19 protein-coding genes are annotated in these 23,480 nt (G+C 66.8%); 5 read left to right on the top strand and 14 right to left on the bottom strand.

The genetic code is table 11. The annotated features are described in order from the left end of the window. Window positions 1–10 precede the first annotated feature (10 nt). From H7J93_RS01560 to H7J93_RS01525, 8 genes are all read right to left on the bottom strand, one after another. Window positions 11–1,477: an APC family permease gene (locus H7J93_RS01560; RefSeq protein ID WP_267304529.1), complete on the bottom strand. Its 1,467-nt coding sequence runs from the start codon at window positions 1,475–1,477 to the stop codon at window positions 11–13. Continuing rightward, the gene (locus H7J93_RS01555; RefSeq protein WP_267304528.1) at window positions 1,474–3,042 is read right to left on the bottom strand and encodes an MFS transporter; all 1,569 of its coding nucleotides are present in this window, start codon (window positions 3,040–3,042) and stop codon (window positions 1,474–1,476) included. The genes H7J93_RS01560 and H7J93_RS01555 overlap by 4 nt, the downstream gene beginning before the upstream one ends. Window positions 3,043–3,069: 27 nt before the next feature. Further along, window positions 3,070–3,396: a hypothetical protein gene (locus H7J93_RS01550; protein WP_267304527.1), complete on the bottom strand. Its 327-nt coding sequence runs from the start codon at window positions 3,394–3,396 to the stop codon at window positions 3,070–3,072. Between the two features lie 213 nt (window positions 3,397–3,609). Continuing rightward, a complete protein-coding gene (locus tag H7J93_RS29120) occupies window positions 3,610–5,232 on the bottom strand; it encodes a LuxR C-terminal-related transcriptional regulator (RefSeq protein ID WP_276021164.1) in 1,623 nt (540 codons plus the stop codon). A 51-nt stretch (window positions 5,233–5,283) separates the two neighbouring features. After that, on the bottom strand, window positions 5,284–6,081 hold the full coding sequence (locus H7J93_RS01540) for an SDR family NAD(P)-dependent oxidoreductase (protein ID WP_267304526.1): 798 nt from the start codon (window positions 6,079–6,081) through the stop codon (window positions 5,284–5,286). 4 nt (window positions 6,082–6,085) lie between these two features. After that, window positions 6,086–6,568: a PNPOx family protein gene (locus H7J93_RS01535; RefSeq protein ID WP_267304525.1), complete on the bottom strand. Its 483-nt coding sequence runs from the start codon at window positions 6,566–6,568 to the stop codon at window positions 6,086–6,088. A 45-nt stretch (window positions 6,569–6,613) separates the two neighbouring features. Next, window positions 6,614–7,000 carry a DUF2237 family protein gene (locus tag H7J93_RS01530; RefSeq protein ID WP_267304524.1) on the bottom strand — a complete coding sequence of 129 codons (387 nt, stop codon included), beginning with the start codon at window positions 6,998–7,000 and terminating at the stop codon, window positions 6,614–6,616. Window positions 7,001–7,022: 22 nt separating this feature from the next. Next, window positions 7,023–9,395, bottom strand: a complete 2,373-nt coding sequence (locus tag H7J93_RS01525; protein WP_267304523.1) for a lysylphosphatidylglycerol synthase transmembrane domain-containing protein — start codon at window positions 9,393–9,395, stop codon at window positions 7,023–7,025. Between the two features lie 155 nt (window positions 9,396–9,550). On the opposite strand from H7J93_RS01525, the gene H7J93_RS01520 reads away from it, so the two are divergent. Further along, complete coding sequence (locus H7J93_RS01520) at window positions 9,551–10,891, top strand: cytochrome P450 (protein WP_267304522.1); 1,341 nt, start codon at window positions 9,551–9,553, stop codon at window positions 10,889–10,891. Between the two features lie 95 nt (window positions 10,892–10,986). On the opposite strand, the gene H7J93_RS01515 is transcribed toward H7J93_RS01520, so the two are convergent. The 4 genes from H7J93_RS01515 to H7J93_RS01500 are packed head-to-tail and all read right to left on the bottom strand — an operon-like array spanning window position 10,987 to window position 15,862. Beyond that, window positions 10,987–12,003 (bottom strand): NAD(P)/FAD-dependent oxidoreductase, encoded by a 1,017-nt coding sequence (locus H7J93_RS01515; RefSeq protein ID WP_267304521.1) that lies wholly within the window; start codon window positions 12,001–12,003, stop codon window positions 10,987–10,989. Further along, window positions 12,000–12,512: an isoprenylcysteine carboxyl methyltransferase family protein gene (locus tag H7J93_RS01510; RefSeq protein ID WP_267304520.1), complete on the bottom strand. Its 513-nt coding sequence runs from the start codon at window positions 12,510–12,512 to the stop codon at window positions 12,000–12,002. Before H7J93_RS01510 ends, H7J93_RS01515 begins: the two co-directional genes overlap by 4 nt. 1 nt (window position 12,513) lies before the next feature. Then, window positions 12,514–13,572: a type III polyketide synthase gene (locus tag H7J93_RS01505; protein WP_267304519.1), complete on the bottom strand. Its 1,059-nt coding sequence runs from the start codon at window positions 13,570–13,572 to the stop codon at window positions 12,514–12,516. Between the two features lie 40 nt (window positions 13,573–13,612). Continuing rightward, window positions 13,613–15,862: an MMPL family transporter gene (locus H7J93_RS01500; RefSeq protein WP_267304518.1), complete on the bottom strand. Its 2,250-nt coding sequence runs from the start codon at window positions 15,860–15,862 to the stop codon at window positions 13,613–13,615. Between the two features lie 207 nt (window positions 15,863–16,069). Here H7J93_RS01500 and stpK7 point away from each other — a divergent pair, with 207 nt between their 5' ends. Continuing rightward, the gene (gene stpK7, locus H7J93_RS01495; RefSeq protein WP_267304517.1) at window positions 16,070–17,872 is read left to right on the top strand and encodes a serine/threonine protein kinase StpK7; all 1,803 of its coding nucleotides are present in this window, start codon (window positions 16,070–16,072) and stop codon (window positions 17,870–17,872) included. Window positions 17,873–17,942: 70 nt separating this feature from the next. Continuing rightward, entirely contained in the window at window positions 17,943–18,893 is a 951-nt protein-coding gene (locus H7J93_RS01490; protein WP_267304516.1) for a serine hydrolase, read from the top strand. Here the strand turns inward: H7J93_RS01490 and H7J93_RS01485 are convergent. Next, window positions 18,890–20,401: a serine/threonine-protein kinase gene (locus H7J93_RS01485; RefSeq protein WP_267304683.1), complete on the bottom strand. Its 1,512-nt coding sequence runs from the start codon at window positions 20,399–20,401 to the stop codon at window positions 18,890–18,892. The genes H7J93_RS01490 and H7J93_RS01485 overlap by 4 nt on opposite strands. A gap of 211 nt (window positions 20,402–20,612) precedes the next feature. Between H7J93_RS01485 and H7J93_RS01480 the strand changes: the two genes are divergently transcribed. Together H7J93_RS01480 and H7J93_RS01475 are read left to right on the top strand one after the other, a co-directional pair. After that, window positions 20,613–22,055: a neutral zinc metallopeptidase gene (locus H7J93_RS01480; protein ID WP_372507754.1), complete on the top strand. Its 1,443-nt coding sequence runs from the start codon at window positions 20,613–20,615 to the stop codon at window positions 22,053–22,055. Further along, complete coding sequence (locus H7J93_RS01475; protein ID WP_267304515.1) at window positions 22,052–22,672, top strand: DUF4333 domain-containing protein; 621 nt, start codon at window positions 22,052–22,054, stop codon at window positions 22,670–22,672. Before H7J93_RS01480 ends, H7J93_RS01475 begins: the two co-directional genes overlap by 4 nt. A gap of 83 nt (window positions 22,673–22,755) precedes the next feature. Here H7J93_RS01475 and H7J93_RS01470 read toward each other — a convergent pair whose 3' ends face one another. After that, entirely contained in the window at window positions 22,756–23,472 is a 717-nt protein-coding gene (locus H7J93_RS01470; protein ID WP_267304514.1) for a peptidoglycan recognition protein family protein, read from the bottom strand. Between the last annotated feature and the right edge of the window lie 8 nt (window positions 23,473–23,480).

Below are 23,480 nucleotides of genomic sequence, written 5' to 3'. Positions count from 1 at the left end.
TGCCCATCGGTCAGTGCTTGAACATTTCGGTGTCGCCAGGCTCGGTCTCCAGGATCTCCCGGTCGAACGTCCACAGCTTGAAGAAGTAGAGCCCGCCGATGAGGAACAGCCCGGCCACGAGCGCGGTGGGGACCCGCGCTGACGGGGGAGCCAGGATCACGAATATCGCGATCGCCGACCAGATCAAAGCGCTCACCGCGACAGGCATTTCGAAGCGCCCGAGATCGAACGCACCCTCCACGCGGTCCAGTCGTTTGCGGACCGACAGGTAGAGAACGATGGTCGCGCCGTAGAGAAGAGGCCCGAGAATCGTCCCAGTGGTGATCAGCGCCAGCAGCGCGTCGCCCGGCATCGCGATCATCAGCAGGATCCCCAACACGACCACCAAGATCGTCGCGGGAATCGGCGTCTGGGTGCGTGGGTTGACGCGGCGCATCATCCCGTGCGCGGGGAAGCGGGAATCACGCGCCATCGCGTAGACGATCCGCGAGCAGGTGGCCAGGGTCACCAAGCCGGCGCCGAAGAACGCGAAGACGATCGCGGTGAGCAGGATGCTCTCGGTCACCGGGCCCAGCTGATCGCGCAGGATCAACACCACCGGTGAATCGCTGCGGCTGATCCGGTCCATGTCATCGATCGCAACTGTGAGCGAGATCAGGAAGACGAGTCCCAGCACCGACGCCGCGATGACGGAGCCGACCACCGCGCGGGGGACGGTGCGGTAGGGATCCTTGGCTTCCTCAGCGAGGTTGGCCGCGGCCTCAAAACCGACAAGTGTCGTCATGCCCAGGACCGTGGCGAGCATCAGACCGCCGCCGATGGCGAAGTAGTTCGGGGCGCCCTCGGTGATACCTCGGGACACAAGGTTGCTGACTGAACCCTTACCGGAAACCGCGACAGCCACGAAAAGCGCGATGGTCAAGATGATCACCAGCGACAGCTCCAGACCCACCGCACCGCTGTTGATCATCGCCAACAGGCGAGTCGACGCGATGACGATCAGCGCCTCGACGATCATCAGGACCACGGTGATGATGCGTGCCGTGCCCTCGTCCTCGGGCATTCCGAGCAGCGGCATCAGGGCCATTTGGGCCAGCGCGTTGTTGATGGCCACCACGCCCGTCGCCAGGATGCAGAAGCTGGCCCAGCCGAACCACCAGCCGACCTTTGGGTTGGCCAGTCGTGAACCCCATTGGTAGGAGGAGCCGCTCAGGGGGATGCGGGCGGCGAACTGCGCGATCACGAGCGCCACGAGTGTCTGCCCGATGGCCACGACGATCCAGAGCCAGATCCCGACCGGTCCTGCATTCCTCAGGACGTCGTCGTAGGTACCGAAGACACCGACCGCCACCGAGATGAACGCGAACGAGATTGCGAACACTTGAAACTGGCCGAGCGTCCGTTTGAGTTCGGGTTCGTAGCCGCAGTCCTCACAGAACTCATCGGCGCCGGGTTTCTCGGGCGAAACCTGTGTCATTTCAGTGCCTCCTGTCGCCCTGAGAAGTGCCCAGACTTTAGCTCCGCGGGTGTGCATACTCGCATGATTTGACCTTTCCGACAGTTTTCGCCACGGTGTGGTTTCAGCAGGACCCACACCGCGGCCGACGACGCCAACAGCAGAATCGAGCCGACACCGGCTGCCACGGCGAGACCTTCGGTGAAGGCGCTTTGGGCGGATGTCAGCAGAGCGTGAGCATTCTCGGGCGACAGCTTGGTTGCCGAATCATGCGCAGCGCCAAGGGTTTCCCTCGCATACGCCGCAACGTCGTCACGGATGCCCGGGGGGATCGCGAGGCCCCGGTAGATGGCGGCGACAATGGAGCCGAGGACCGCGATACCGAATGCCATGCCCAGCTCGTAGGCGGTCTCCGAGAGCGCCGCCGCCGCACCCGTGCGCTCCGGCGGAACGCTGTCGATGATGAGGTCGTTGGCCACCGTGTACGCCAGGCCGAGGCCCATACCGATGACGAACAGGGCGACACCGAGCCGCGGGTAGCCGGTCGCCGGGCTGAGGGTTGTCAATGACGCCATCGCGAATCCGATGAGTGCCAACCCGGTCGCCAGCACCGCGCGTCGTGACCAGAAGCGCACGGCCACCCCGGCCAAGACACCGAACACCATCGCCGCCACCGCGGCTGGCAGCTCGGCGAGCCCGGCGTTCAAGGGGCTGTACCCATTCACCAGTTGGAAGTACTGGGACAGGAAGTACACCATGCCCGAAAGTCCAAGTATTGAAAGGAAGTTGGCGGTCACGACACCGGTGAAGGTGCGGTTGCAGAACAGCCGGATGTCGATCAGTGGGTCGGGCAGTTGGAGTTGGCGTCGGACGAACAGCGTCATCGCCGCGGCCCCGAGTAGGCCGGCGACCACGATGTCGACGCGAATTCCGTTGTGGACGCCTTCCTTGAGGGCGTAGACGACGCCGAGGGTTCCCACCAGCGACAGGCCGACGCTGGGCAGGTCCACCGGTCCGGGTGTGGCGTTGCGCATTTCCGGTAGCAGCACGACGCCGCCGACCAGCAGCGCGACGATCAGCGGGACATTGATCAAGAAGACCGAGCCCCACCAGAAGTGCTCGAGCAGGAGGCCACCGACGACGGGTCCCAGTGCGGTGCCGGCCGAGAAGACGGCTGCCCAGATGCCCACGGCGACGCTGCGTTCCCGCGAGTCGGAGAACAGCGCACGGATCAGCGCGAGGGTCGACGGAGCCAGGGTCGCTCCGGCGACGGCGAGCAGTGCGCGCGCGCCGATGAGCAGCTCGGCGGTCGGCGCGTACGCCGTCGCCACCGACATGATCGCGAAGCCGGTTGCACCACCGAGCAACAACTTCTTGTGACCGATGCGGTCGCCGAGACCGCCCATCGTGACGAGCAGACCGGCCAGCACGAAGGAGTAGATGTCGCCGATCCACAGCACCTGGGTGGCGGTCGCGCCGAGGTCTTCGGTGATGAACGGAACTGCCACCGCAAGCACCGTGGCGTCGACTCCAATCAGCAGGACACCCAGAGCGAGGACGCCGAGCGCCGACCATCTGCGTGTCATGACCGTGGACTCCGTCGTCTCAGGTACTTATGCGGCGGGCGGGCAGTAGGCGTCGACGTAAACGGTGACCAGGTCGTTGGTGCGGCCGTGGTGCTGGTGGCGCTCCTGGCGGGTGGAGATGACCGAGCATTGGGTGAGCGGAACGTCGGCGCTGGTGTTGATGGTGACGCGGAAGCCCTGGTCCTTGAAGTCGTTGATGGTGTCGACTGCGGTGGGGGCCGAGGGGGCGGCGCCGTCGATGGAGGCGGGGTCGGTGTCGGCGTGGGCGGCGGCGGCAAGGCCGACGGCCAGCGCGGTCATGACCGGGGCGGCGAGTGCGGCGAGGGCGATCTTCTTGGTTGCGGTGGTGTTCATGATGTCCCTGCTTTCGGTGGTCTGTTCCGGGGTGAACCGGCTGATCACAAAGCTATGGGCCTCATATAGGGCCGAACATCGGGAGAAAGATGTGTTTGCTACATGCCCTATGGGTCAAATGATGCAGACGCCTAGCTGGGCACACCGAAACTGCGCACAGATCGCGAATCAACGCCGAAACGCGATCTGTTAGCAGTCTCGACGCCGGGGATTTCAGGCGGTGGGCTGCACCTTGTGCTCGTGAGCCCACGCCGCAGCTGCCGTGCGGGATGACACGTCGAGCTTGGCGAAGATGTTGGCCAGGTGCCTGCCGACGGTCTTTTCGCTGATGAACAGCTGTTTTCCGACCTCGCGGTTGGACGCGCCGCCCGCGATGAGGGCCAGCACCTCGACCTCCCGCTTCGTCAACCCACCGGGCAGCTCAACCTCAGAGGCCTGACACGGCTGAGCGCCGAGCTGTTGGTAGATCGATTCGGCATTGGCTCGGTCGGCGGCGGCGCCGGATTTGTCGCCGGCCGCCTCGCGGGCGAGTGCCGTCCACTCGCATACCTGCGCCATCTCGTAGCGGCGTTGGTTGCTTCGGTACCGACGCAGCGCGTCCTGCAGGATCGGCAACGCCTCGGCGGGTGCCCCCTGTTTGACGAGCACCGCCCCGCGGGCATGCCGCGCCCAGGCCCGGAAACCCGGCGAGTCGAATTTCTCGGCGCCCTCCTCGAGCTCGCGGCACAGCTGGTCGGCATCGTCGACGCGGCCGCGGGCCAGTGCGATCTCGATGGCCGCGGGGAGGAAGCGAAGGCGGGTGATCTCGTCCTCCTCGGCATCCATCCGCATCCGCAGGTCGTTCCATGCTGTGTCGGCGTCGCCGAGTTGGCACTTCATGAGTGCCTCACCGGGGAAGGGTTCGAAGCCGATCTCGCGGGCCTTCGCGAAAGCCGCACGGGCGCCGTCGATATCACCCATCCGCCGGCGCAGATCGCCGAGTTCGTAGTGGCCTTCCCCCGACGTCGGCGCGTGGAAATCCTCGATGGCGTCGAGGGCATTGACCAGCCGCTGCTCCAGCTCACGGTAATCGGTTGTGGCGCTGAGTAATTGCCATTTGTGAACCTCGCACGTGGTGCCGTACCAGGATGCGGCAACCTCAGGGCTCTCGCGCCACTTGTCCATGGCATTGGTCCACGTCTTCATGCGGCCCAGGTCGCCGAGGCGGTAGCACTCGTGAATCACGGCGCAGTAGATGTCGCCGGCCCAGTCCACCGGAACCTGTCCCGCGAGTACCGGCATCATCGCCTCGTCCAGTTCGGCCAGCGCCTCGCCGGTGCGGGCGAAAGGGAGTTTCGACAGGCCGCTCGCCGTCAGGCCGAGCGCGGTGAGCCCGGGCGAGTTGCGCTTACGCACGAATTCCTGAAGCTCTTCGGCGCGTTGCACTCCCGCGTCGAACTCGCCCGTGATGACCGACAGCTGCGACTCCACATAAAGCAGGTATGCGAACGCCTCTTCCTCGGGAGAATTTTCGAGCAGGCGGCGCGCGCGGTTCACCCAGACCCGGGTGATCGTCTGGTCTGCGCCGTTGAGCCATTGCAGTGCGACATCGGCGGCCTTCATGGCGGCGTTCTTCGTGTCGTTCTCGGCCACCAGCCGGTTGAAGGCCTCTTCGGACATCCTGATGGATTCGCTGCCGTAGCCCAGCCGCCATGCCGCCATGCCGAACGACGAGAGGTCCTCGGTGCTCAGCTCCGCGGTTTTGACCGCGCGGCCGAAATGCTCGTAGGCGGCGCGCCAATCACCCCGGGAATACGCCTCTCGCGCGGCGTTCAGCTCGTCACTGTCGGCGGACATGACCAAGAACGGTATCCGCAGGTGGTCGCCCGAACGACCTGAACGGCGTCATCAACGTTTGTGTCGCTGTCCGGCAGCGATCTCGGCGGTCGTCTTGGCGGCCAGATCGCCCGCGAGGCGCGAGGCCAGCGCGGGCGCGTTCATGGCGAACTGCACCACCGCGCGCTGGCGTAGCGGAGCGACGGTGACCTCGCCGCGGTTTCGTTCGATCGCGGTGACCACCGCGTCGCCGACCTGCTCGGGTGCGGAGGTGCCGACGAACGGCAGCGCCGTTGCTCCCGACTCGGCGAACATGCCCGCGTCGCGGATGAACCCGGGGCAGACCACCGAGACGCCGACACCGGCGGGCCCTAAATCATCGCGCAGACACAGGGCAAATCCGCGCAGGCCGAATTTCGTTGCGGCATAGAGCGATCCGCCGGGACTCGCGGCCTTGCCGGCCAGCGACGAGACATAGACGAAGTGTCCGGACCGTCGCATGGTGAACGTGGGTATCAACGTGCGGGTCATCTGGATCGGCGATTCGAGGTTGACCCGCAATGCCCGGTTGACTTGGTCGGGGGTGAAGCTGTCGAGCGTGCCCGATGCCGGCAGGGCGGCGTTGGCGACGAGGACGTCGATGTCCCCCGCCTCAGCCAGCAGCGCATCTGAGGCACCGTCTTCGGCGAGGTCGCTGACGATCGTGCGATGGCCATCGCCCGATAGCGACGCCGCGAGCGCGTCGAGTTCCTCTTGCTTGCGCGAGCTGAGGATCAGCCGGGCGCCACGGACCGCGAGCGCGGCGGCGATGGCCCGTCCGAGGCCGCCGGTGGCACCGGTGAGCAGGACGGTCTTGCCCGCGAGCTGCATGGGATCAGATCGGGGTGAACTTGACGGCGACGATCTTCTCGCGGGCGAGGCCCTCTTTGAATTCGTCGAGTGTCGGGATCTGGTTGTCGCGGAACTTGAGTCCCATCATCGTCTGCGCCTTCTTGACGCCGTAGGACTGGGCGCAGCGATGCGCGAGATCGGCGACGACTGCTGGGTCGGAGATCAGCTCGCCGTGCATCTTCGTTGTCTTTCCGCCATGCACGACCTCGGCGTCGGCGCCGCCGGTGAAGTTGTGCTTCCACCCCGCGTTCGCGATCGCGTACAACGTGCCGTCGATGTGGTGTGCGCTCACCGGGATCGAGAACGGGCGGCCCGATTTGCGTCCCTTGAACTTCAGCACCATCAGCTGGTTGCGCAGCGGCCCCGCCAGCGGGGTGCCCAGCAGGAACCGCAGCATCGGGTTGGCCACTTTGAGAAGCTTCTCCGGCGGATGATCGGCGATGACTGCAGGTGTCTGGTCTGCCATAGCGCCACGGTATTCCTGATCCGCGGCGACCTGAAGAGTATTCGCTCAAAGACTTCCGAGGTCGTCGGGAACGTCGACGGCGTTCTCCTGCAGCGCCTCGAGCGGAACGATGTCGAGCGTGCGTTCATGGGTGGATGCCAGCACCACGGGGGCCGCACACCCGTCGTGATAGGCGCGCAGCCAGTTCACCGCGGTGACGCACCAGCGGTCACCGGGTTGCAGGCCGGGGAAGCGGTACTGCGGCATCGGGGTCGACAGGTCGTTGCCGATGGAACGTTGATGCTCGAGGAACTCGGCGGTCACCACGGCGCAGATGGTGTGCCTGCCGACATCCTGGGGGCCGGTCGAACAGCAGCCGTCGCGGTAGAAGCCGGTCATCGGGTCGGTGCCGCAGGGCTCCAACGCCGCGCCGAAGACGTTGAGTTCACGCACCCGATCAGTATGGCCCGCCGGACTAAATTCGCGAGTTCTTCGTCATCCAACGCATGACCTGCCAGCCGACGAAAACCGGCAGCCAGGTCGTCAGCACGCGATACAGCAGCACCGCGGGCACGGCCGTCGCCGCCGCCATGCCGAATGCGGCCAGACCACCGATCAACGCCGCCTCCACGGCGCCGACGCCGCCCGGGGTGGGCGCCGCGGACGCCAGCGTGCCGCCGACCATCGTCACGACCGTCACGGTGATGAACGAGGTGTCGCCGCCGAACGCCTCGATCGCCGCCCACAGTGCGAACGCGTTCCCGAGAGTCGTTGCTGCACAACCGAGCACGATCACAGCGAGGCGTCTTGGCTCGCGGCCGAGTTCGATGAGGTGTCCGACGACTTCCTCCAGCCGCGGTCGCACCGACGTCGCCAGCCAGCGCCGCAATCTTGGCACCAGCAGGAACGTGCCGATCAGGCCGAGCAGCAGGCCGCCCACCAGATACAGCACGTTGACGCTCGGCACGAAGCGAGAAAGGTTGGCGGACACCCCCGCTGCGGTGCTGAAGAAGATCAACAACACGATGTGCGTGATCACCTGCACCGACTGTTGCAGCGCGACCGCCGTCGTCGCGCGCATCGGGGTGACGCCGCCCTTTTGCAGGTACCTGGCGCTGAGCGCGAGGCCGCCGACACCCGCCGGTGTCGTGGTGGCCGCGAACTTGTTGGCCACCTGCATGACGATCAGGCCCCACAGCTTCACCACACCGTCGGCGGCGGCCCACAGCGCCGCTGCCGCACCGACATACGTCAAGCTCGACGCCGCCAGCCCCAGCAGAGCGAACCACCAGTTCGCGGTGCGCAGCTCGGTGATGAACGTCGGCACCGAGCTGATGAACGGGTACGCGACGTAAACCAGCGCGATCAGCAGCACCAGTTGGATCAACTGGCTGCGGGTGAACCGGGTGACGGTCTCCGTGCGGATCTCGTCGACGCGGGTCTGCCGCTTCACCTCGTCACGCGCGGCGGCGATGACGGCCTTCGGATCGACCACGGACTGCCGAATGCGCAGCGGCACAGCCGCATTCGTGAGACGCCGCGATGCGGTCAACACGGTGTTCTTGCCGAAGGCGTCGATGGCGGCGCGCACCGCGGATGGCGCGTCGTAGAGATGCGTCGTCGTCACCAGCAGCTGCGCGATATCGGACCGCAGCTGCGCCTCGGTGGCGCCGTACTCTGCGGTATCGAATCCGCCGAACAGCACCGCGTCGTCGACGGTGATCTCGCTGGCGCGAAGGTCTCCGTGGGAGATCTGGCAGTCGTGGAGTTCGCGCAGCGATTCCCAGACCCGGCTGACGGGAATGGCCGCCGTGCAGTCGCCGATCGGCGTGCCGCGGGCGGGGGTGTGGGCGTACAGCGTCCAGCCGCGCTCGAGCCCGGCGACGGCGATCGTCTCGATGTTGGCGACCTTGAGTTGGCCGATCGCGATGGCCATCAGCGCGCGGTGCTCGACGAGGCGGCGCATCGACGCGTGCAGGGGCGCGGTCTCCCGGTCGCGGAAGCGCACTTTGCGCCACAGCTGCAGCAGCACACCGCCGCCGCGTTGGTGCGGTCCGTACATCTCCATCACGGCCGTCGTCTGCTGGTTCTCGCACGCGGCCTGCAGGATCAGCGGACCGGCGCCCGACGGTCGTAGCACCTTGAGTTCGTAGACCACGCAGCCGCGGCGGGCCATCGCGCGCACCGCGCCCTCGAGCGGTACGTCGAGGCCGGGTGTGCCGACGACGAGCACGACCAGCGCGCCGACGAACCAGCCGACGGCGAGCCCGACCAACGAGCGTGCGGGGACGATCGCGCTGATGACGAGATGAATCGGAACGAACGCCAGCAGCAGCGCCCACCACCAGCGTCGCCACCGCGCGGGCAGCCACGGCCCCGACACCGTGAGCACCGCGGCGAGCATCGCGATCCAGCGCGGATCGTCGACGAACTGCGAGGGCAGCGTGTCGAGCCGGTCGGACAGGTCGAAGTGCCACTGCGGGGCGGCGAAGCCCGCGTTGGTGATCGACAGCGCCAGCCCGGCGATCGCGGCCGCAGCCGCATACGCGCCGAGCAGCTTCCACTGCCTGCCGACGATGAGGCTGACCAGGATGACGAACGGCGCCGCCAGGATCGCGACGCCGTACGCGAGATACACCAGGTTGGCCTGGGTCGGCGTGAGGACGGCGACGATTTCGGAGACCGACCGCTCCAACGCCACCCACTCGTTGCGGGTGATCACCGAGCTGGTGATGACGACCGCGAGGAACACCGCGGACAGCACGACGCGGAAGATGTCGTTGGTCCGACGGGTCAACGGTTGCAGCAAGCTGCCCGAGACGGTGATGTCCCGTCCGTCAACTCGCATGTATCAAGGATCTTTCGGATATGGCGCGCAGGTGTGCGACTCGCCGACACCTTAGCCGCTTGTGTCCGCCGCCTGTGTCCTCCCGGGCTGCTCACGCCCAATCGAAAGCGCCCAACTTATTGCCCACGCTGGTCCCGGCACGTACCGTATTAGGCATGAGTCCAACAGCGCGCGATGGCCTGCCTCCCGGGCCAAAGGTGCCCAGCGCAATACAGCTCGTCGTGATGTTGGGGTGGTGGGCGCCGTTCGTGGCGGCCTGCCGGCGTCGTTACGGCAAGATGTTCACGCTGCGGAACACGATGATGGGCACGATGGTCTATCTGGCCGACCCGGACGCCATCAAGACGGTGTTCGCCGGTGACCCGCGGATCTTCCATGCGGGCGAAGCCAATTCGATGCTGGGCGGGTTGCTCGGTGACAGCTCCGTGCTGGTCATCGACGACGACGTCCATCGCGACCGCCGACGGATGATGATGGCGCCGTTCCATCGTGACGCCGTCGCGCGCCAGGCCGACCTGATGGCGGAGATCGCCGCCGAGAACATCGCGGGCTGGCCGGTGGGACGGCCCTTCGCGGTCGCCCCGAAAACGTCGGAGATCACGCTCGAGGTGATTCTGCGGACGGTGATCGGCGCCAGCGACCCGGCCCGACTGGCGGCGCTGCGCGAGGTGATGCCGCGCCTGCTGCGCGTTGGCCCGTGGGAGTCGTTGGCGATCGCGAAGCCGAGCCTGCTCGGACGTCGGCCGTGGCGGCGGTTTGCGCGCACGATGGAGAAGGCGGATCGACTGCTGTACGCCGAGATCGCCGAGCGCCGCGCCGATCCGAACCTCGCCGAGCGCACCGACGCCCTTGCGATGCTGATCCAGGCGGGCGGGATGAGTGACAAGGAGTTGCGCGATCAGCTGATCACCCTGCTGGTCGCCGGCCACGACACCACGGCCACCGGGTTGGCGTGGGCATTGGAGCGGTTGACCCGCCACCCGCAGCTGTTGGCGAAGGCGGTGGCCGCCGCCGAAGCCGGCGATGACGAACACCTCGACGCGATCGCCAAGGAAACGCTGCGCATCCGACCAGTGGTGCCCGATGTGGGCCGCATCCTCAAGGAGCCCGTCGAGGTGGCGGGATACCGGCTGCCGGCCGGGGTGATGGTGGTCCCCAGCATCACGTCGGTGCACGCCGATCCGGAGGTCTACCCGGATCCCGACAAGTTCGATCCCGACCGGATGGTGGGCGCGACGCTGAGCCCGACGACGTGGTTCCCCTTCGGTGGCGGCAATCGGCGTTGTCTCGGTGCGGGTTTCGCGATGGTGGAGATGCGCATCGTGCTGCGCGAGATCCTGCGCCGCGTGGAGCTGAGCACCACCGACGCGCCGGGGGAGAAGGTTCGGCTCAAGCACGTCATCATGACGCCGGCGCGTGGCGCTCGCATCACCGTCCGCGCCGTCAAGCAGGTTGGCCCGGCGGTCGCCCCCGAGGTGCCGTCGGCCAGCCGCTGACGCGGGGCCCTCGGTTCACCTCGCGCCCTCGCCGAGTCTGAACCTATGCAGGCCGTTACTCGTGATTTCGCTGCAGAGATTCAGATTCGCGAGTCTTACTCGGCGAGCTGGTTCACGACGCCGGCGAACACCTTCGGCAGCGCAGCCGCCGCGCGCACGATGCGCGAGCGCAGTGTCGCAGACTCGCTTGCCCGCAGCACTGCGGCCGTCAGCAGCCGGTATCGCCGTGACATCCGCTGCCACTGCCGCTCGTAGTCATCCGGGCGGTCCGCGATGACGCTCTGCACCAACAGCTCCGCCGCGCCGAAGGCGATGCCCAGCCCTTCACCGGTCAACGCGTCGACATAGCCCGCCGCGTCGCCGACGAGCAGGACCCTGCCCGCGACGCGGCTGCGCACCTTCTGTCGCAACGGGCCCGCGGCCATGTCGTGTCCGTGGGCGTGCCCGCTCACCTGATCTGACAGCGCCGGGAACTCGCGCAGGTGATCATCGAATGAGCCCCTTTTCGATGACAAGATGGCGATACCCACACAGTCATCGGCGACCGGCGTCACATACGCCTCGGCGCCCGAACTCCAGTGCACCTCCACGTGATCCGTCCACGGCGTGATTTGGACATGCCGCCGGATGCCCCATCGCCGCGGGCCTTTCGCCGCGAGCTCCAGGCCCAGAGACCGCCGGATCGGCGAATGCAGGCCGTCGGCCGCGGCCAGATACCGCGCCCGCATCCCGCTTGCTGACACCGACGTCTCATCCTGTGTCACCGCACCGACGTCGCCCTGCACCACTTCGACACCGGCGGCGGTGGCGGCGTCCAGAAGTGCGGTGTGCAAGCAGGTTCGGCGCACACCGCGGCCCTGGTCAGACCGGAATGTAGCGCTGACCGCGCGGGTTCCGTCCAGGTATCGGATGCCGACGAACGGTCTGCCGTGCGGTGACACCCCGAGCCGCTGCAGCTGGCGGACCGTGTGCGGCATCAACCCTTCGCCGCACGCCTTGTCGATGGCTCCGCTGCGCCGCTCGACCACGACGACCGACAGCCCCGCGCGCGCTGCATGCAGCGCCGTGGCCAGCCCCGCCGGGCCGCCGCCCGCGACGAGAAGGTCGATCACGTCAGGCTTTCCAGCGCGGCGTTCTCGACCCTGATCCGTCGCCGCAACAGAAGAGCATTGAGCACCGAGAACACCATCGTCGTGAGCCACCCCGAGTGCACCAAGGGCAACGCTGCGCCCTCCGCCACCACGGCGACGTAGTTCGGATGTGGCACAACGCGATATGGTCCCGATGTCACCCGTTCAGCACCTGGGACGACGACCACGCGAGTGTTCCACTGCCGGCCCAGCGTGGCGATGCACCACCACCGCAACCCCTGCGCGAGCACCACCACCGCCAGCATCGGCCAGCCCAGCCGACCGATGAACCGGCGACGCAGCAGCGCGGCCTCGGCGAGGCATCCCGCCAGCAGCCCCGTGTGCAACACGACCATCGCCGGGTAGTGGCGGGCCCCGTACTCGCGACCACCCTGGTCCCGGCTCCACGCCAGATTGCGTTGCGACACCACCAGTTCCGCCACCCGTTCGGCCGCGACCGCACCGATCAGCAGGACGTACCACCGCTTCACGTCAGTGCCAGCGCAGTAGCACGAGCTCGGAGCAGAACCCGGGCCCCATCGCCATCAGCACGCCGGGGCTGCCCTTCGGCGGCTGCTTGGCGATGGTGTCGCGCAGCACGTGCAGCACCGACGCCGACGACAGGTTGCCGACCGCGGCCAGCGACCGCCACGTCAGCTCCAACGCATCCTCGGGCAGGTCGAGCGCCTCGGTGATCGACTCGATGATCTTCGGGCCGCCGGGATGGCTCACCCACGCCCCGACATCGTCGACGCTGAGTCCGTGCGCCCCAAGGAAGTTGGTGACGTCGTCGCCGACATAGCGCTCGATGACCGCAGGCAGGTCCACCGAGAGCACCAGCTTCATCCCATTGGCGCCGACGTCCCAGCCCATCGTGCGCAGCGAGTCGGGGTAGAGGTGACTACGCGTATCGACGATGTCCGGTCCGGACGCACGGATCTGCTCGGCACGCCGGTCGCCGACGGCCACCACGGCCGCGGCGCCGTCGCCGAACAGGGCACTGCCGACCAGCGTGGCCATCGACGGATCGGCGCGCTGAGTCAAGGAGCACAGCTCCACCGACACCAGCACCGCGACATCGTCGGGTGCGCCGCGCAGGTAGTCGTGCAGTCGGGCCACGCCCGCCGCCCCTGCGACGCAACCCAATCCGAAGATCGGAACCCGTCGCACGTCGGGCCGCATGCCCAGCCGTCCGGCGATGCGGGCGTCCAGCGACGGCACGGCGATACCGGTGACCGTCGTCGACACGATGAGGTCGACGTCCCCGGGTGTCAGGCCCGCTTCCTCGAGCGCACCCATCACCGCCGCGCATCCCAGGTTGACCGCATGCTCGATGAAGGTGTCGTTGAGATCGCCGAAATCGGTGAGGCTGACGTAATCCTCGATCGGCAGCACGAAGTGACGACTGTCGACCTTCGCGCTCTTGTGCAGGCTGTGCAGCACATCGGCGTACTGGTCCCAGCCCCCGAGTTCGATGAGCGCGTCGGTGATCTCGCGTTGGCTGTAGCGGTGTGGCGGCAGTTCGCCGTGCACACCCGCGATGACGCTCACGAGACCCATGTCCCGTAAACGCCCCCTGTGACTGAACTATTCAACTGACTCGCCCTTCCACTCGGCGTTTCTGCGGCTCACCTTCGGTGAGCCCGATGTGTTCATGCAGCCGGACCAGCGGTTTGGGCGCCCACCAGTTCCATCGGCCCAGCACCTGCATGAAGGCCGGTACCAACACCATTCGCACCAGGGTGGCGTCGACCAGCACGGCCACCGTCAAGCCCAGTCCGAACAGTCGCATCACCTGCACCTGCGCCGCGATCAGCGCGGCGAACGAGATCGACATGATCAAAGCGGCCGCGGTGACCACCCGCCCGGTGCGTGCCAGGCCGAGGGCGACGCTTTCGCTGTTGTCGGCGTCGGTCCGGCCTGATGCCAGCCAGTACTCCCGGATCCGCGAGATCAGGAACACCTCGTAGTCCATCGACAACCCGAATGCGATACAGAACAGCAGCACAGGCATGTTCGCGACGAGCGTGCCCGTCGACGTCGTCCCCAACGCGCCCAGGTGCCCGTCCTGGAAGATCCACACCATCGCACCGAACGCGGCCGTCAGCGATAACACGTTGCACACCACCGCTTTCAGCGGCAGGACCACGCTTCCAGTCAATAGGAACAGCAGCGCGAACGTGATGATCGCGATCAACCCAAGCACCAGCGGTAGTCGCTCGGTGATGGCGTCGACGCTGTCGTGGTTGATCTGGGCGGTGCCGGTCATCTCGACGGCGCGGCCCGCGGGTCCGGGGATCTCGTGCAATCGATCGAGTTGGGCCTCCGAGGTGTCGGAGAACAGCGGCGCGCTGCTGCCGACGGTGAGGAAGGCGCTGCCGTCGGCGACACCGGTGGCCGCCGCGGGTGGACCGACCTTGGCGCCGTGGACATAAGTACCGCCCGGCGCGGACACCTGCGTGACGTCAGGCACCTGTGACAGCGCCGCGGCGTAGCCCTCCAGATCCGCCGGCGGCAACCCCTGCGCGTCGGGCACGACGACGGTGACCTCGGTTTCGGAGTTGTTGACGAAGTCGTTTCGCAGCTGGTCGCCGACCTGATGTGCCGAGAGCGAATTGGGCAGCACGCGGTCGTCGGGGAAGCCCCACCGCACACCGAGGAACGGCGCGCCGAGCAACAGCAGCAGTGCGATGACGGCGAGCCCGATGGGGATGGCCCGCGCCATCACGAATTTCGTTGAGCGATACCAGAACTGCTGCTCGACGGGGCGGTGCACCGGTTCGGGCCGATTGAACACCCGCCGAGCCAGCCGTCGCACATCCAGCGCATCCAGCCGGTCGCCCAGCAGCACGATCGCGGCGGGCGTCACGACGACGGCGGCCGCCGCGGCGAACGCTACCGTCGCCACCCCCGCGTAGGCGAACGACTTGAGGAAATGCATTGGGAACAGGACCATCACGGCCATCGACAACGCGACCGTCGTCGCCGAGAACAGCACCGTGCGCCCGGCGGTGGTCATGGTGCGCACCAGCGCGGTGTTCCGGTCGGCGCCGTCGGCCAGCTCGTCGCGGAAGCGGCTGATGATGAGCAGCGTGTAGTCGATCGCCAGCGCCAGGCCCATCGCCGTGGTCAGGTTCAGCGCGAAGATCGACACGTCGGTGCTGAACGTGATCAACCGCAGCACCGACAACGAGCCAAGGATCGCGAGAATGCCGACGCCGACCGGCAGTGCCGCGGCCAGCAGCCCGCCGAACACCCAGACGAGCACCAGGAAGCTGAACGGGATCGCCAGCGACTCCATCAACAGCAGATCGCGCTGCGACTGCTCGGTCAGCTGGACGTTCACCATCGCGAACCCACCCGCCCGCACGGTGACGCCGTCGCGGGTTCCGGTGACGTCGTTGGCGAGCGCCTTGGCGTAGGTCTGCGTGTCGTTCTCATTGCCCCTGATACCGGCGACGATCAGGGCGGACTTACCGTCCTTGCTCACCAGTTCGGCCGATGCGCCGGGCGGCGCGGTCCATGCGGACGTCACATCCGTGACGTGCGGCGACCGTTTCAGCTCGTCCACGACGTCCAGGCCCACCGCACGGGTGGGTCCGTCGAGCGCCTGAGATGAGCCGGTGACTGTCACCAGCATCTGCACGTCGCCCTGGCCGAACTTCTGGGTCAGCAGCTCGGTGGCCCTGGAGGATTCGGCGGTCGGATCCTGGAATCCGCTGGACGACAGGCTTTCGGCGACCGGGATGCCGAAGATGCCTGCGGCAACCGCCACCAGCACCGCGATCGCAAGGATGCGTCGCGGTGCCGAGATGGCCGTATACGCGATTCGTTGCAGCAAGTTCCCGACCTCCACCTACACCGCCGAGACCTTCCCACAGCGCTGTGTCGTCGGCAGGGTGAGTTATGTGTATATATACGTTTGCGACGGGCGATTTGTTCACCTCGGATGTGACGAGAGCGTGACAACTGTTACGACTTTCTGGCAAACGTGATGTAGGTTCGATCGACACAGCGACGCGGGGGCCCGCTGCCGAGGAGTTGAACGGTGGATGCGACGCCATTCGGGCACTATCAGCTGCAGCAGCTGATCGGCCGAGGGGGAATGGGCGAGGTATACCGGGCCTACGACACCAAAACCGACCGGATCGTCGCCGTGAAGGTGCTGCCGCCGAACATGGCGGCCGACGAGACGTTCCAGGCGCGGTTCCGGCGCGAATCGCAGGCCGCCGCCGGACTCAACGACCCACACGTGGTGCCGATCCACAGTTTTGGTGAGATCGACGGCCGGCTCTACCTGGATATGCGGCTGATCGAGGGACGCAATCTCGGGACCATCCTCAACGAGACGAAAAAGCCTCTGAGCGCCGAGTTTTCGGTGAAAGTCGCCGAGCAGGTGGCGACGGCGCTGGACGCGGCGCACGCCGCCGGGCTGATCCATCGCGACGTGAAACCGTCGAACATCCTGATCACCAACCGCGACTTCGTCTATCTGATCGACTTCGGCCTGGCCCGCACCGCAGGCGAAGTCGGGCTGACGACGGCGGGCAGCACGCTGGGGACGATGGCCTACATGGCTCCCGAGCGGTTCGAGGGCAAGCCGGTGGACCCGACGTCGGACATCTACGCGTTGACCTGCGTGCTGTACGAATGCCTCACCGGCGCGCGGCCCTATCCGGCGCAGAGCCTCGAACAGCAGATCGCCGGGCACATGACCCAGCCGATTCCGCAGCCGTCGGCGGTCGACCCAAAACTGGCGGCGTTCGACGAGGTCATCGCGAAGGGCATGGCCAAGAAGCCGTCGAAGCGGTATCAGACCGCCGGTGAACTGGCCGCTGCCGCACGGCGCGCGCTGAACGCGCCGGTGCGGATGGCCGGCAGCGGGCGGCATTCGGCGCGACGCGCGGCCCCGACCAATCGGCGGGTGTCCGGGCGCATGGTCGCGGTCGCCGTTGCCATCGCAGTGCTGGTGGTGGCCGGCGGCATCGGCGTCTGGCAGTGGCGGGGCGGGATCGAGCGTGCCGAGCCGCAGAGGATGTCCGAGAATACGTCGACGGCGACGCCGCATCCGGCGCCCGGCGCGGTCGAATCGATCGCGGCGACGGTGCCCGAAGACATCCGGTCGACGGGCCGGCTCATCATCGGCGTGAATGTGCCTTATGCCCCAAACGAATTCAAAGATGCCAGCGGGGCGATCGTCGGCTTCGACGTCGATCTGATGAACGCCGTCACCCGCGCCCTGGGGTTGGTGCCGGATTACCGCGAGACGGCATTCGAGGCGATCATTCCCTCGGTGCGCGGCGGCGACTTCAACGTCGGGATGTCGTCGTTCACCGACACCAAGGAACGCGAAGAAGCCGTCGACTTCGTCACCTACTTCGAGGCGGGCACGCTGTGGGCGCAACGGCCCGGCATCGAGGTGGACCCGAACAACGCATGCGGATTGACGGTCGGCGTCGCGTACCCGTCGCTGCAGGAGGCGGAGGAGATTCCGGCCAAGAGCGGGGCATGTGAAGCGTCGGGACAGCCGCCGATCAACAAGCGGGTGTTCGTCAGCCAGGACGATCTCACCGCCGCGCTGATCAACGGGGAAGTCGATGCGATGTCGTCGGATTCGCCGGTGACGCTGTTCGCGATCAAGACGTCCGGCGGCGCACTGGAGCCGGCGGGTGAGGTGTTCGACTCCGCGCCCTACGGGTGGCCGGTGGCCAAGGGGTCAGGCCTGGCGGAATCGCTGTTGAAGGCGCTCGAACACCTGATGCAGACGGGTGAGTACCGAACCATCGCGACGATGTGGGGCGTCGAGAAGGGCATGATCCTGACGCCGACCATCAACGGGGCCACCAAGTGATGGCATTGTTATCAACAACGTAGGGCACTGCTGCGCGGACTCGGTCCCGTTGGCGGTGATACTGGGGGAGATGGCCACCACGACCGACAGCCGACCGGTCCCGGGTTCGAGGGACACCCGCCCGAAGAGGAATCGTCTTCTTCTGTTGCTTGTGCTCGTCGGGTTGGCGATCGGCATCGTGGGCGGCGGCTTCGTCATCGGGAGCAATCTCGGCTCGGCGCCGACGTCGTCGGAAAGCAGTGCGCCCGTGCAACCGACGACCGCGCCTCCAGCGCCCGCGACGCCTACGCAGGCCGCACCTGTCGACAGCGGGCCCTTCGCCGCCGAGTTCGCCTCGCTGGCCGCCGAACTCAACGCGGAGGTGGGCATCGTCGTCCGGCCGGTGGGCGCCGGGCCGGCACCGGTGACAGCAGGTGCATGGACGACGGGACCCGCGTGGTCGACGATCAAGGTGCCGCTGGCGATCGCCGGGCTGCGTGCGAGCGATCCGCCCGTGGTGACCGACGCGATGCGTGCCGCCATCACGCAGTCGGATAACGATGCGGCCGAAGCGATCTGGGCGAGTCTCGGTGACCCCGCCATGGCAGCGCAGAAGGTCCAGGCGGTGTTGGCGGAAACCGGCGACCCGACCGTCGTCGAATCACGAAAGGTCAGACCGGAATTCACCGCCTTCGGCCAGACGATCTGGTCGCTCGGCGATCAGGCGACGTTTCTGTCCGCGGCGACGTGCGACCCCCGCAACCAGCCGATCATGGATCTGATGGGGCAGATCGCGCCGGATCAGAGTTGGGGGCTCGGCACGATCGAAGGCGCGAAATTCAAAGGCGGCTGGGGCCCGTCGCCGGAAGGCAACTACCTGGTTCGGCAATTCGGAGTCGTCCCGGTCAACGACGGCTTCGCGGTGGTTGCCGTCGCGGTAGAGCCGAGGTCGGGTTCACTGGAGGACGGCTCGCAGGCGTTGACGCGCGTCGCGACGTGGCTGCAGGAGCACACCGCGCTGCTGCCGGCCGGCCACTGCTAGTAGAGGTAGACGACGGCGTCCCTGCCGCCGGTGCATGTGATGTAGGCGTTGCCTGGGCGTGCTTGGCAATCCATCACGAAATTCGGCCCGTCACAGGGGATTCCATCGCCCAGCGAGCGGCAGTCGACGGCACCGGGAGCCGACACCTGGCGAAGCTCACGGCTGGCGTCGCCGTAGGTCTGCCAGTACGAGTTCAACACGCTTTCGGTGAAGAGGCAGGAGGTGTCGGCTGAGCCCCTGCGGGCGTGTGTGCCGACGTCATTGCGGCCGGGTAGCGAGTAGTCGCCGGTGCAGCTCTGCGGGTTCGCGCTGGTGTCGTCACCGACCAGCGGTGGCGGTGGTGGTGAGCCCACCGACAGCGGATTCTGCGTGGGTTTCGGGTCGGAGGTCGGGCTCTTGGTGTCGCGGTAGGTGGGCCGCGGATCGGGGGTGTCGGGCGCGGTGGCGACCGGCGGGGTATCGTCGTTGGAGAGCAGTCCGATGACGATTCCGACACCGCCCAGGACCAGCACCGCGACCACAGCGATGACGGCCGGTATCAACCACTTGCGCGGTGCAGAAGCGGGTGCAGGAGGCGGCGGGTTATACGAGGGCTGAGGGTAGGGCGGAGCGACATCGGCCGGCCGCACGACGGTCGGGCCGCTGAACGGGTAGTTGGGAGCGGGTGGCGGCGGAGTCGCGGGCCGCGGGGCCCGTTCGATCACGGTGTCGGCCTGCAGTGCGCGTTGCGCCGCTCGGCCCAGCGCCCCGCAGCTGCCGTAGCGGTCGTCAGGCTCCTTGGCCATACCGCGGGCGATGACCTCGTCGAATGCTGGCGACAGATTGCGGTTCGCGAGGCTGGGCTGCGGCGGCGGTGAGAACAGGTGCGCCGTCATGACCACCTCGAGGCTGCCCGACTGGAATGGCGCGACGCCGGTGAGGCATTCGTAGAGGACACACGCGAGCGCGTATACGTCGACCGCTGGCGTGGCGTCCTGGTTGCGGAACCGTTCGGGGGCCATGTAGGCGAACGTGCCGATATGCATACCCGTCGCCGTCAATCCGCTGTCGCCCTTGGCTTCTGCGATGCCGAAGTCCACGAGATACGGGAAGTCCGACGGCGTGATGATGATGTTCTGCGGCTTGACGTCTCGATGGATCAGACGTGCCTCGTGTGCTGCATCCAGCGCCGCGGCGACCCCGATGATGATCTGCACAGCGCGGGAGGGCGCAAGAGGCCCGTCGGCGAGCACTTCCTGCAGTGTCCGACCCTCGACAAGCCGCATGTCGATGTAGGGATGGCCGTCGATCTCACCCCAGTCGTGGATCGGAATCACATGTGGTTCTTGGAGAACGGCGGCCGCGCGCGACTCGCGCTGAAATCGGGTCCTGAACTTCTCGTCCTGCCAGTACTGTTCCGCGAGGATCTTCAGCGCGACCGTCCGGCCTTTTCTCGTGTCATCCGCTCGGTACACCTCTCCCATACCGCCCCGGCCGATGAGGCCGGTTAGCCGGTAATGGCCGAACATCTGGCCGACACGTGAGCTCCCTGACGCCACGTTGTTCTCCCTCCTTCAGTCGAGTATCCGCCAGCCCGCAGGAGCGGTGCGAGGGGTTATGGGCATGTGGTAGCCGCCCCGATGGGTTGTTCGGCTATTCGCCCTGCTGAAATGGGGCGAACGAGGCAAAGTAGGGAGACAACTAGGGAGACAATGTGGCACCTGTGAGGGGTAATTGCGAGTGAACGACGTGGTGACCGGCCGCAGGGGCGCAGCCCGGTTGGGGCTCGTGGTGGCCTGCGTGGCGTTGCTGGTGGCGGGATGCACGCCGACGGTGGTCAACGGCCGGGCGACGTCGATGCTTTTCAACCCCGAACGGGTCGGCGGTCTGCCGGTGACCGAGGGACCGAGCGGTCCGCGGCCGAATGCGCCTGCACCCGAGGGCACCGTCGAGATGACCGACAACGGGCCGATGGACAAGCTCGCGCTGTTGTCGGTCAACGACATTCAGGAATTCTGGGCGAAGAACTACGAAAAGTATCTGCCTGGTGAGTTCGTCCCGGTGGCCACGTTGATCTCCTACGATTCGGACGACCCGTCGACTCCGCCGTTGTGCGGGTCGGATATGTATCAGGCCCCCAACGCGGCGTTTTGCTACAACCTGAACACGATGATCTGGGATCGCGGCGTCTTTCTTCCGGTCGCGCAGCAGTACTTCGGTGACATGGGTGTCGTCGGCGTGATCGCGCACGAGTACGGGCACGCGCTGCAATGGATGGCCGGCCTGGCCGACCTCGACACACCAGGTCTGGTCAGGGAACAGCAGGCCGACTGCTTCGCCGGTGTCTACCTGCACTGGGTGGCGGCGGGAGATTCGCCGCGATTCACGTTGAGCACCGGCGACGGTCTCAACCATGTGCTCGCCGGCGTGATCTACATCCGCGACCGGCTCGAGGGCGGGCCTGCGGAGGATCCGCACGGTTCGGCGCTCGACCGGGTCAGTGCCTTTCAGTTGGGCTTCACCGGCGGCGCGGACCAGTGTGCGGCCATTGACATGGACGAGATCATCAGGCGGCAGGGCGATCTGCCCGAGCATGTGACGTTTGGATACGAAACCCAAACGCTGGACAGTCCGATCAACGACGACACGCTGTCGAAGTTGATGGACGTTCTGAAGATGACGTTCGAGCCCGTCTCTCCTCCGACACTGACCACCGACCGCGCCGACTGCACCGGCGCGACGATTACCGAACCCACCGCCTACTGTCCCGATTCCAACAAAATCTTTGTCGACATGCCTGCGCTGCAGGCGGCTGGCGCGACCAAGAACGAGGACGAGGACGAAGTTCTGGTGCAAGGCGATAACACCGCGTTGTCGATGGTGACGTCGCGCTACACGTTGGCGCTGCAGAAGGAACGCGGCGTCCGGATCGACACGCCTGTATCGGCTTTGCGCACAGCGTGTTTGACCGGTGTGGCACAGGGGAGGATGACCGACGAGGACGGCGCCGACTTCGTTTTGTCGCCGGGCGACACCGACGAAGCGGTGGCGGGGCTGTTGACCAACGGCATGGTCGCCAGCGACGTCAACGGGGTCGCGGCGCCTGCGGGGTTCACGCGGATTCTCGCGTATCGGCTCGGGCTTTCCAGCGGGGTCGACGAGTGCTTCGAGCGGTTCTCATGACGCGGCCGCCGGGACAGGGACAGGGCCAGGGCGATCCGTGGTGGGTGCGACCCGGAGGTGCGCCGCCGCAGGGCAGGCCCGCGTATCCGCCGCCGCAGCAGCCGCGTCAGCCTTACCCGCCGCAGGGTTATCCGCCGCAGCAGCCGTATCCGCAGCAGCCGCCTGCGTATCCGCCGCAGCGGCCGGCCTACCCGCCGCAGCAACCTGGTTGGCAGCAACCCCCTGCCCAGCAGCAGCCGTATCGGCAGCAACCGCCCGCTTCGCCGCCACCTCCGAAACCGGCGCGCGGGCCGATGATCGCCGGTGCGATCGTCGCGATCGTCGTGCTCGGCGGCCTGGCTCTGCTTGGCGGGCTGTGGTTCTCGGGAAGCTTGGGCAGCGGGACGGTTCTCGACGTCGCCCAGGCTGAAGCCGGTGTCAAGCAGGTCCTCAGCGATCCAATCAACGGGTATGGTGCGAACGAGGTTTCAGCGGTCAGGTGCAATGACGGCAAGAATCCGAAAGTCGAGAAGGGCGAAGGCTTCACGTGCGACGTGACCATCAACGGCGCCAAACGCAGAGTCCAGGTGGTCTTCAGAGACGACGCCGGGACGTTTGAGGTCGACGGGCCGCGGTAAGCGCGGCCTGCCCTCCTCGCCGAGCGTGCGCCTACTGCGAAAATCGTTGCGAAATATCGCCGTAGACGCACGTTCGGCGATGGCTAGCGCAGCCCCGCTTCGATCTCGCTGACGATCGCGTCCGCCTCGGGGCCGCAGATCGTCGGGAGATTCACCGGGCCGGCGGCCAGCAGGCTGTCCACGCGGTTCTGGAGGTCGCCGGACGCGACGTGCTCGTAGAGGCTGGCGCCGGGGCATGTGGTTTCGGGAGCAAAATCGCGATGGCCCGCGAGCGTGTCGGTGGGTATACCGAATTGGTCTGCAGCCCAGGCGAATACCAGAGCCGCGCCGTTGAGCTGGTCCTCCGACACCGCTTCCTTGTCGAAGTCGCCTTCGCAGAGCACCAGGAAGTGACCCGCCGGGTCGTAGGTGGTCGCGGTATCGCCGACGAGATGCGGGCTGCGCAGCTGGTAGATGTTCCCGTTGCGGTCCACGCTGTAGTGATAGGCGATGTCGATCCAGCCCTGCGTGTCCTGGTGGTAATGCTGATGCTGGCGGAGTCGGGTCGGTGCGTTGGAGTTGTCGCCCAGGATCACCTCGGTGTGATGCAGCGTCATGCGGTTGAGGGGATTGGGCTGTCCGCCGGGGCGGGGAGGTTGCGCGCCCCACGCGTCGCGGCACAGCACCACCCGCGAGGCAGGGTTCACCGCCGGCGCCGCCGCTGCCGCGGGTGGCTTCAGGCAGGCCACGGCCAGTCCGGCCGTTCCCAGCTGCAACAGTCGCCGCCGGGACAGATGCCCGCCGAGCGGAACTACGTCCATGACTGCAC

The sequence above is a fragment of the Mycobacterium barrassiae genome (genome assembly GCF_025822765.1).
In the GTDB taxonomy this organism is placed as follows: Bacteria; Actinomycetota; Actinomycetes; order Mycobacteriales; family Mycobacteriaceae; genus Mycobacterium; species Mycobacterium barrassiae.
This window is presented reverse-complemented; position numbering and strand designations above follow the sequence as displayed.

What these genes read in the sequence shown, in the direction of transcription:
- H7J93_RS01560 (WP_267304529.1), bottom strand. Translation starts at nt 1,477, where the DNA reads ATGACACAGGTTTCGCCCGAGAAACCCGGCGCCGATGAGTTCTGTGAG.
- H7J93_RS01555 (WP_267304528.1), bottom strand. Translation starts at nt 3,042, where the DNA reads ATGACACGCAGATGGTCGGCGCTCGGCGTCCTCGCTCTGGGTGTCCTG.
- H7J93_RS01550 (WP_267304527.1), bottom strand. Translation starts at nt 3,396, where the DNA reads ATGAACACCACCGCAACCAAGAAGATCGCCCTCGCCGCACTCGCCGCC.
- H7J93_RS29120 (WP_276021164.1), bottom strand. Translation starts at nt 5,232, where the DNA reads ATGTCCGCCGACAGTGACGAGCTGAACGCCGCGCGAGAGGCGTATTCC.
- H7J93_RS01540 (WP_267304526.1), bottom strand. Translation starts at nt 6,081, where the DNA reads ATGCAGCTCGCGGGCAAGACCGTCCTGCTCACCGGTGCCACCGGCGGC.
- H7J93_RS01535 (WP_267304525.1), bottom strand. Translation starts at nt 6,568, where the DNA reads ATGGCAGACCAGACACCTGCAGTCATCGCCGATCATCCGCCGGAGAAG.
- H7J93_RS01525 (WP_267304523.1), bottom strand. Translation starts at nt 9,395, where the DNA reads ATGCGAGTTGACGGACGGGACATCACCGTCTCGGGCAGCTTGCTGCAA.
- H7J93_RS01520 (WP_267304522.1), top strand. Translation starts at nt 9,551, where the DNA reads ATGAGTCCAACAGCGCGCGATGGCCTGCCTCCCGGGCCAAAGGTGCCC.
- H7J93_RS01490 (WP_267304516.1), top strand. Translation starts at nt 17,943, where the DNA reads ATGGCCACCACGACCGACAGCCGACCGGTCCCGGGTTCGAGGGACACC.
- H7J93_RS01485 (WP_267304683.1), bottom strand. Translation starts at nt 20,401, where the DNA reads ATGTTCGGCCATTACCGGCTAACCGGCCTCATCGGCCGGGGCGGTATG.
- H7J93_RS01475 (WP_267304515.1), top strand. Translation starts at nt 22,052, where the DNA reads ATGACGCGGCCGCCGGGACAGGGACAGGGCCAGGGCGATCCGTGGTGG.
- H7J93_RS01470 (WP_267304514.1), bottom strand. Translation starts at nt 23,472, where the DNA reads ATGGACGTAGTTCCGCTCGGCGGGCATCTGTCCCGGCGGCGACTGTTG.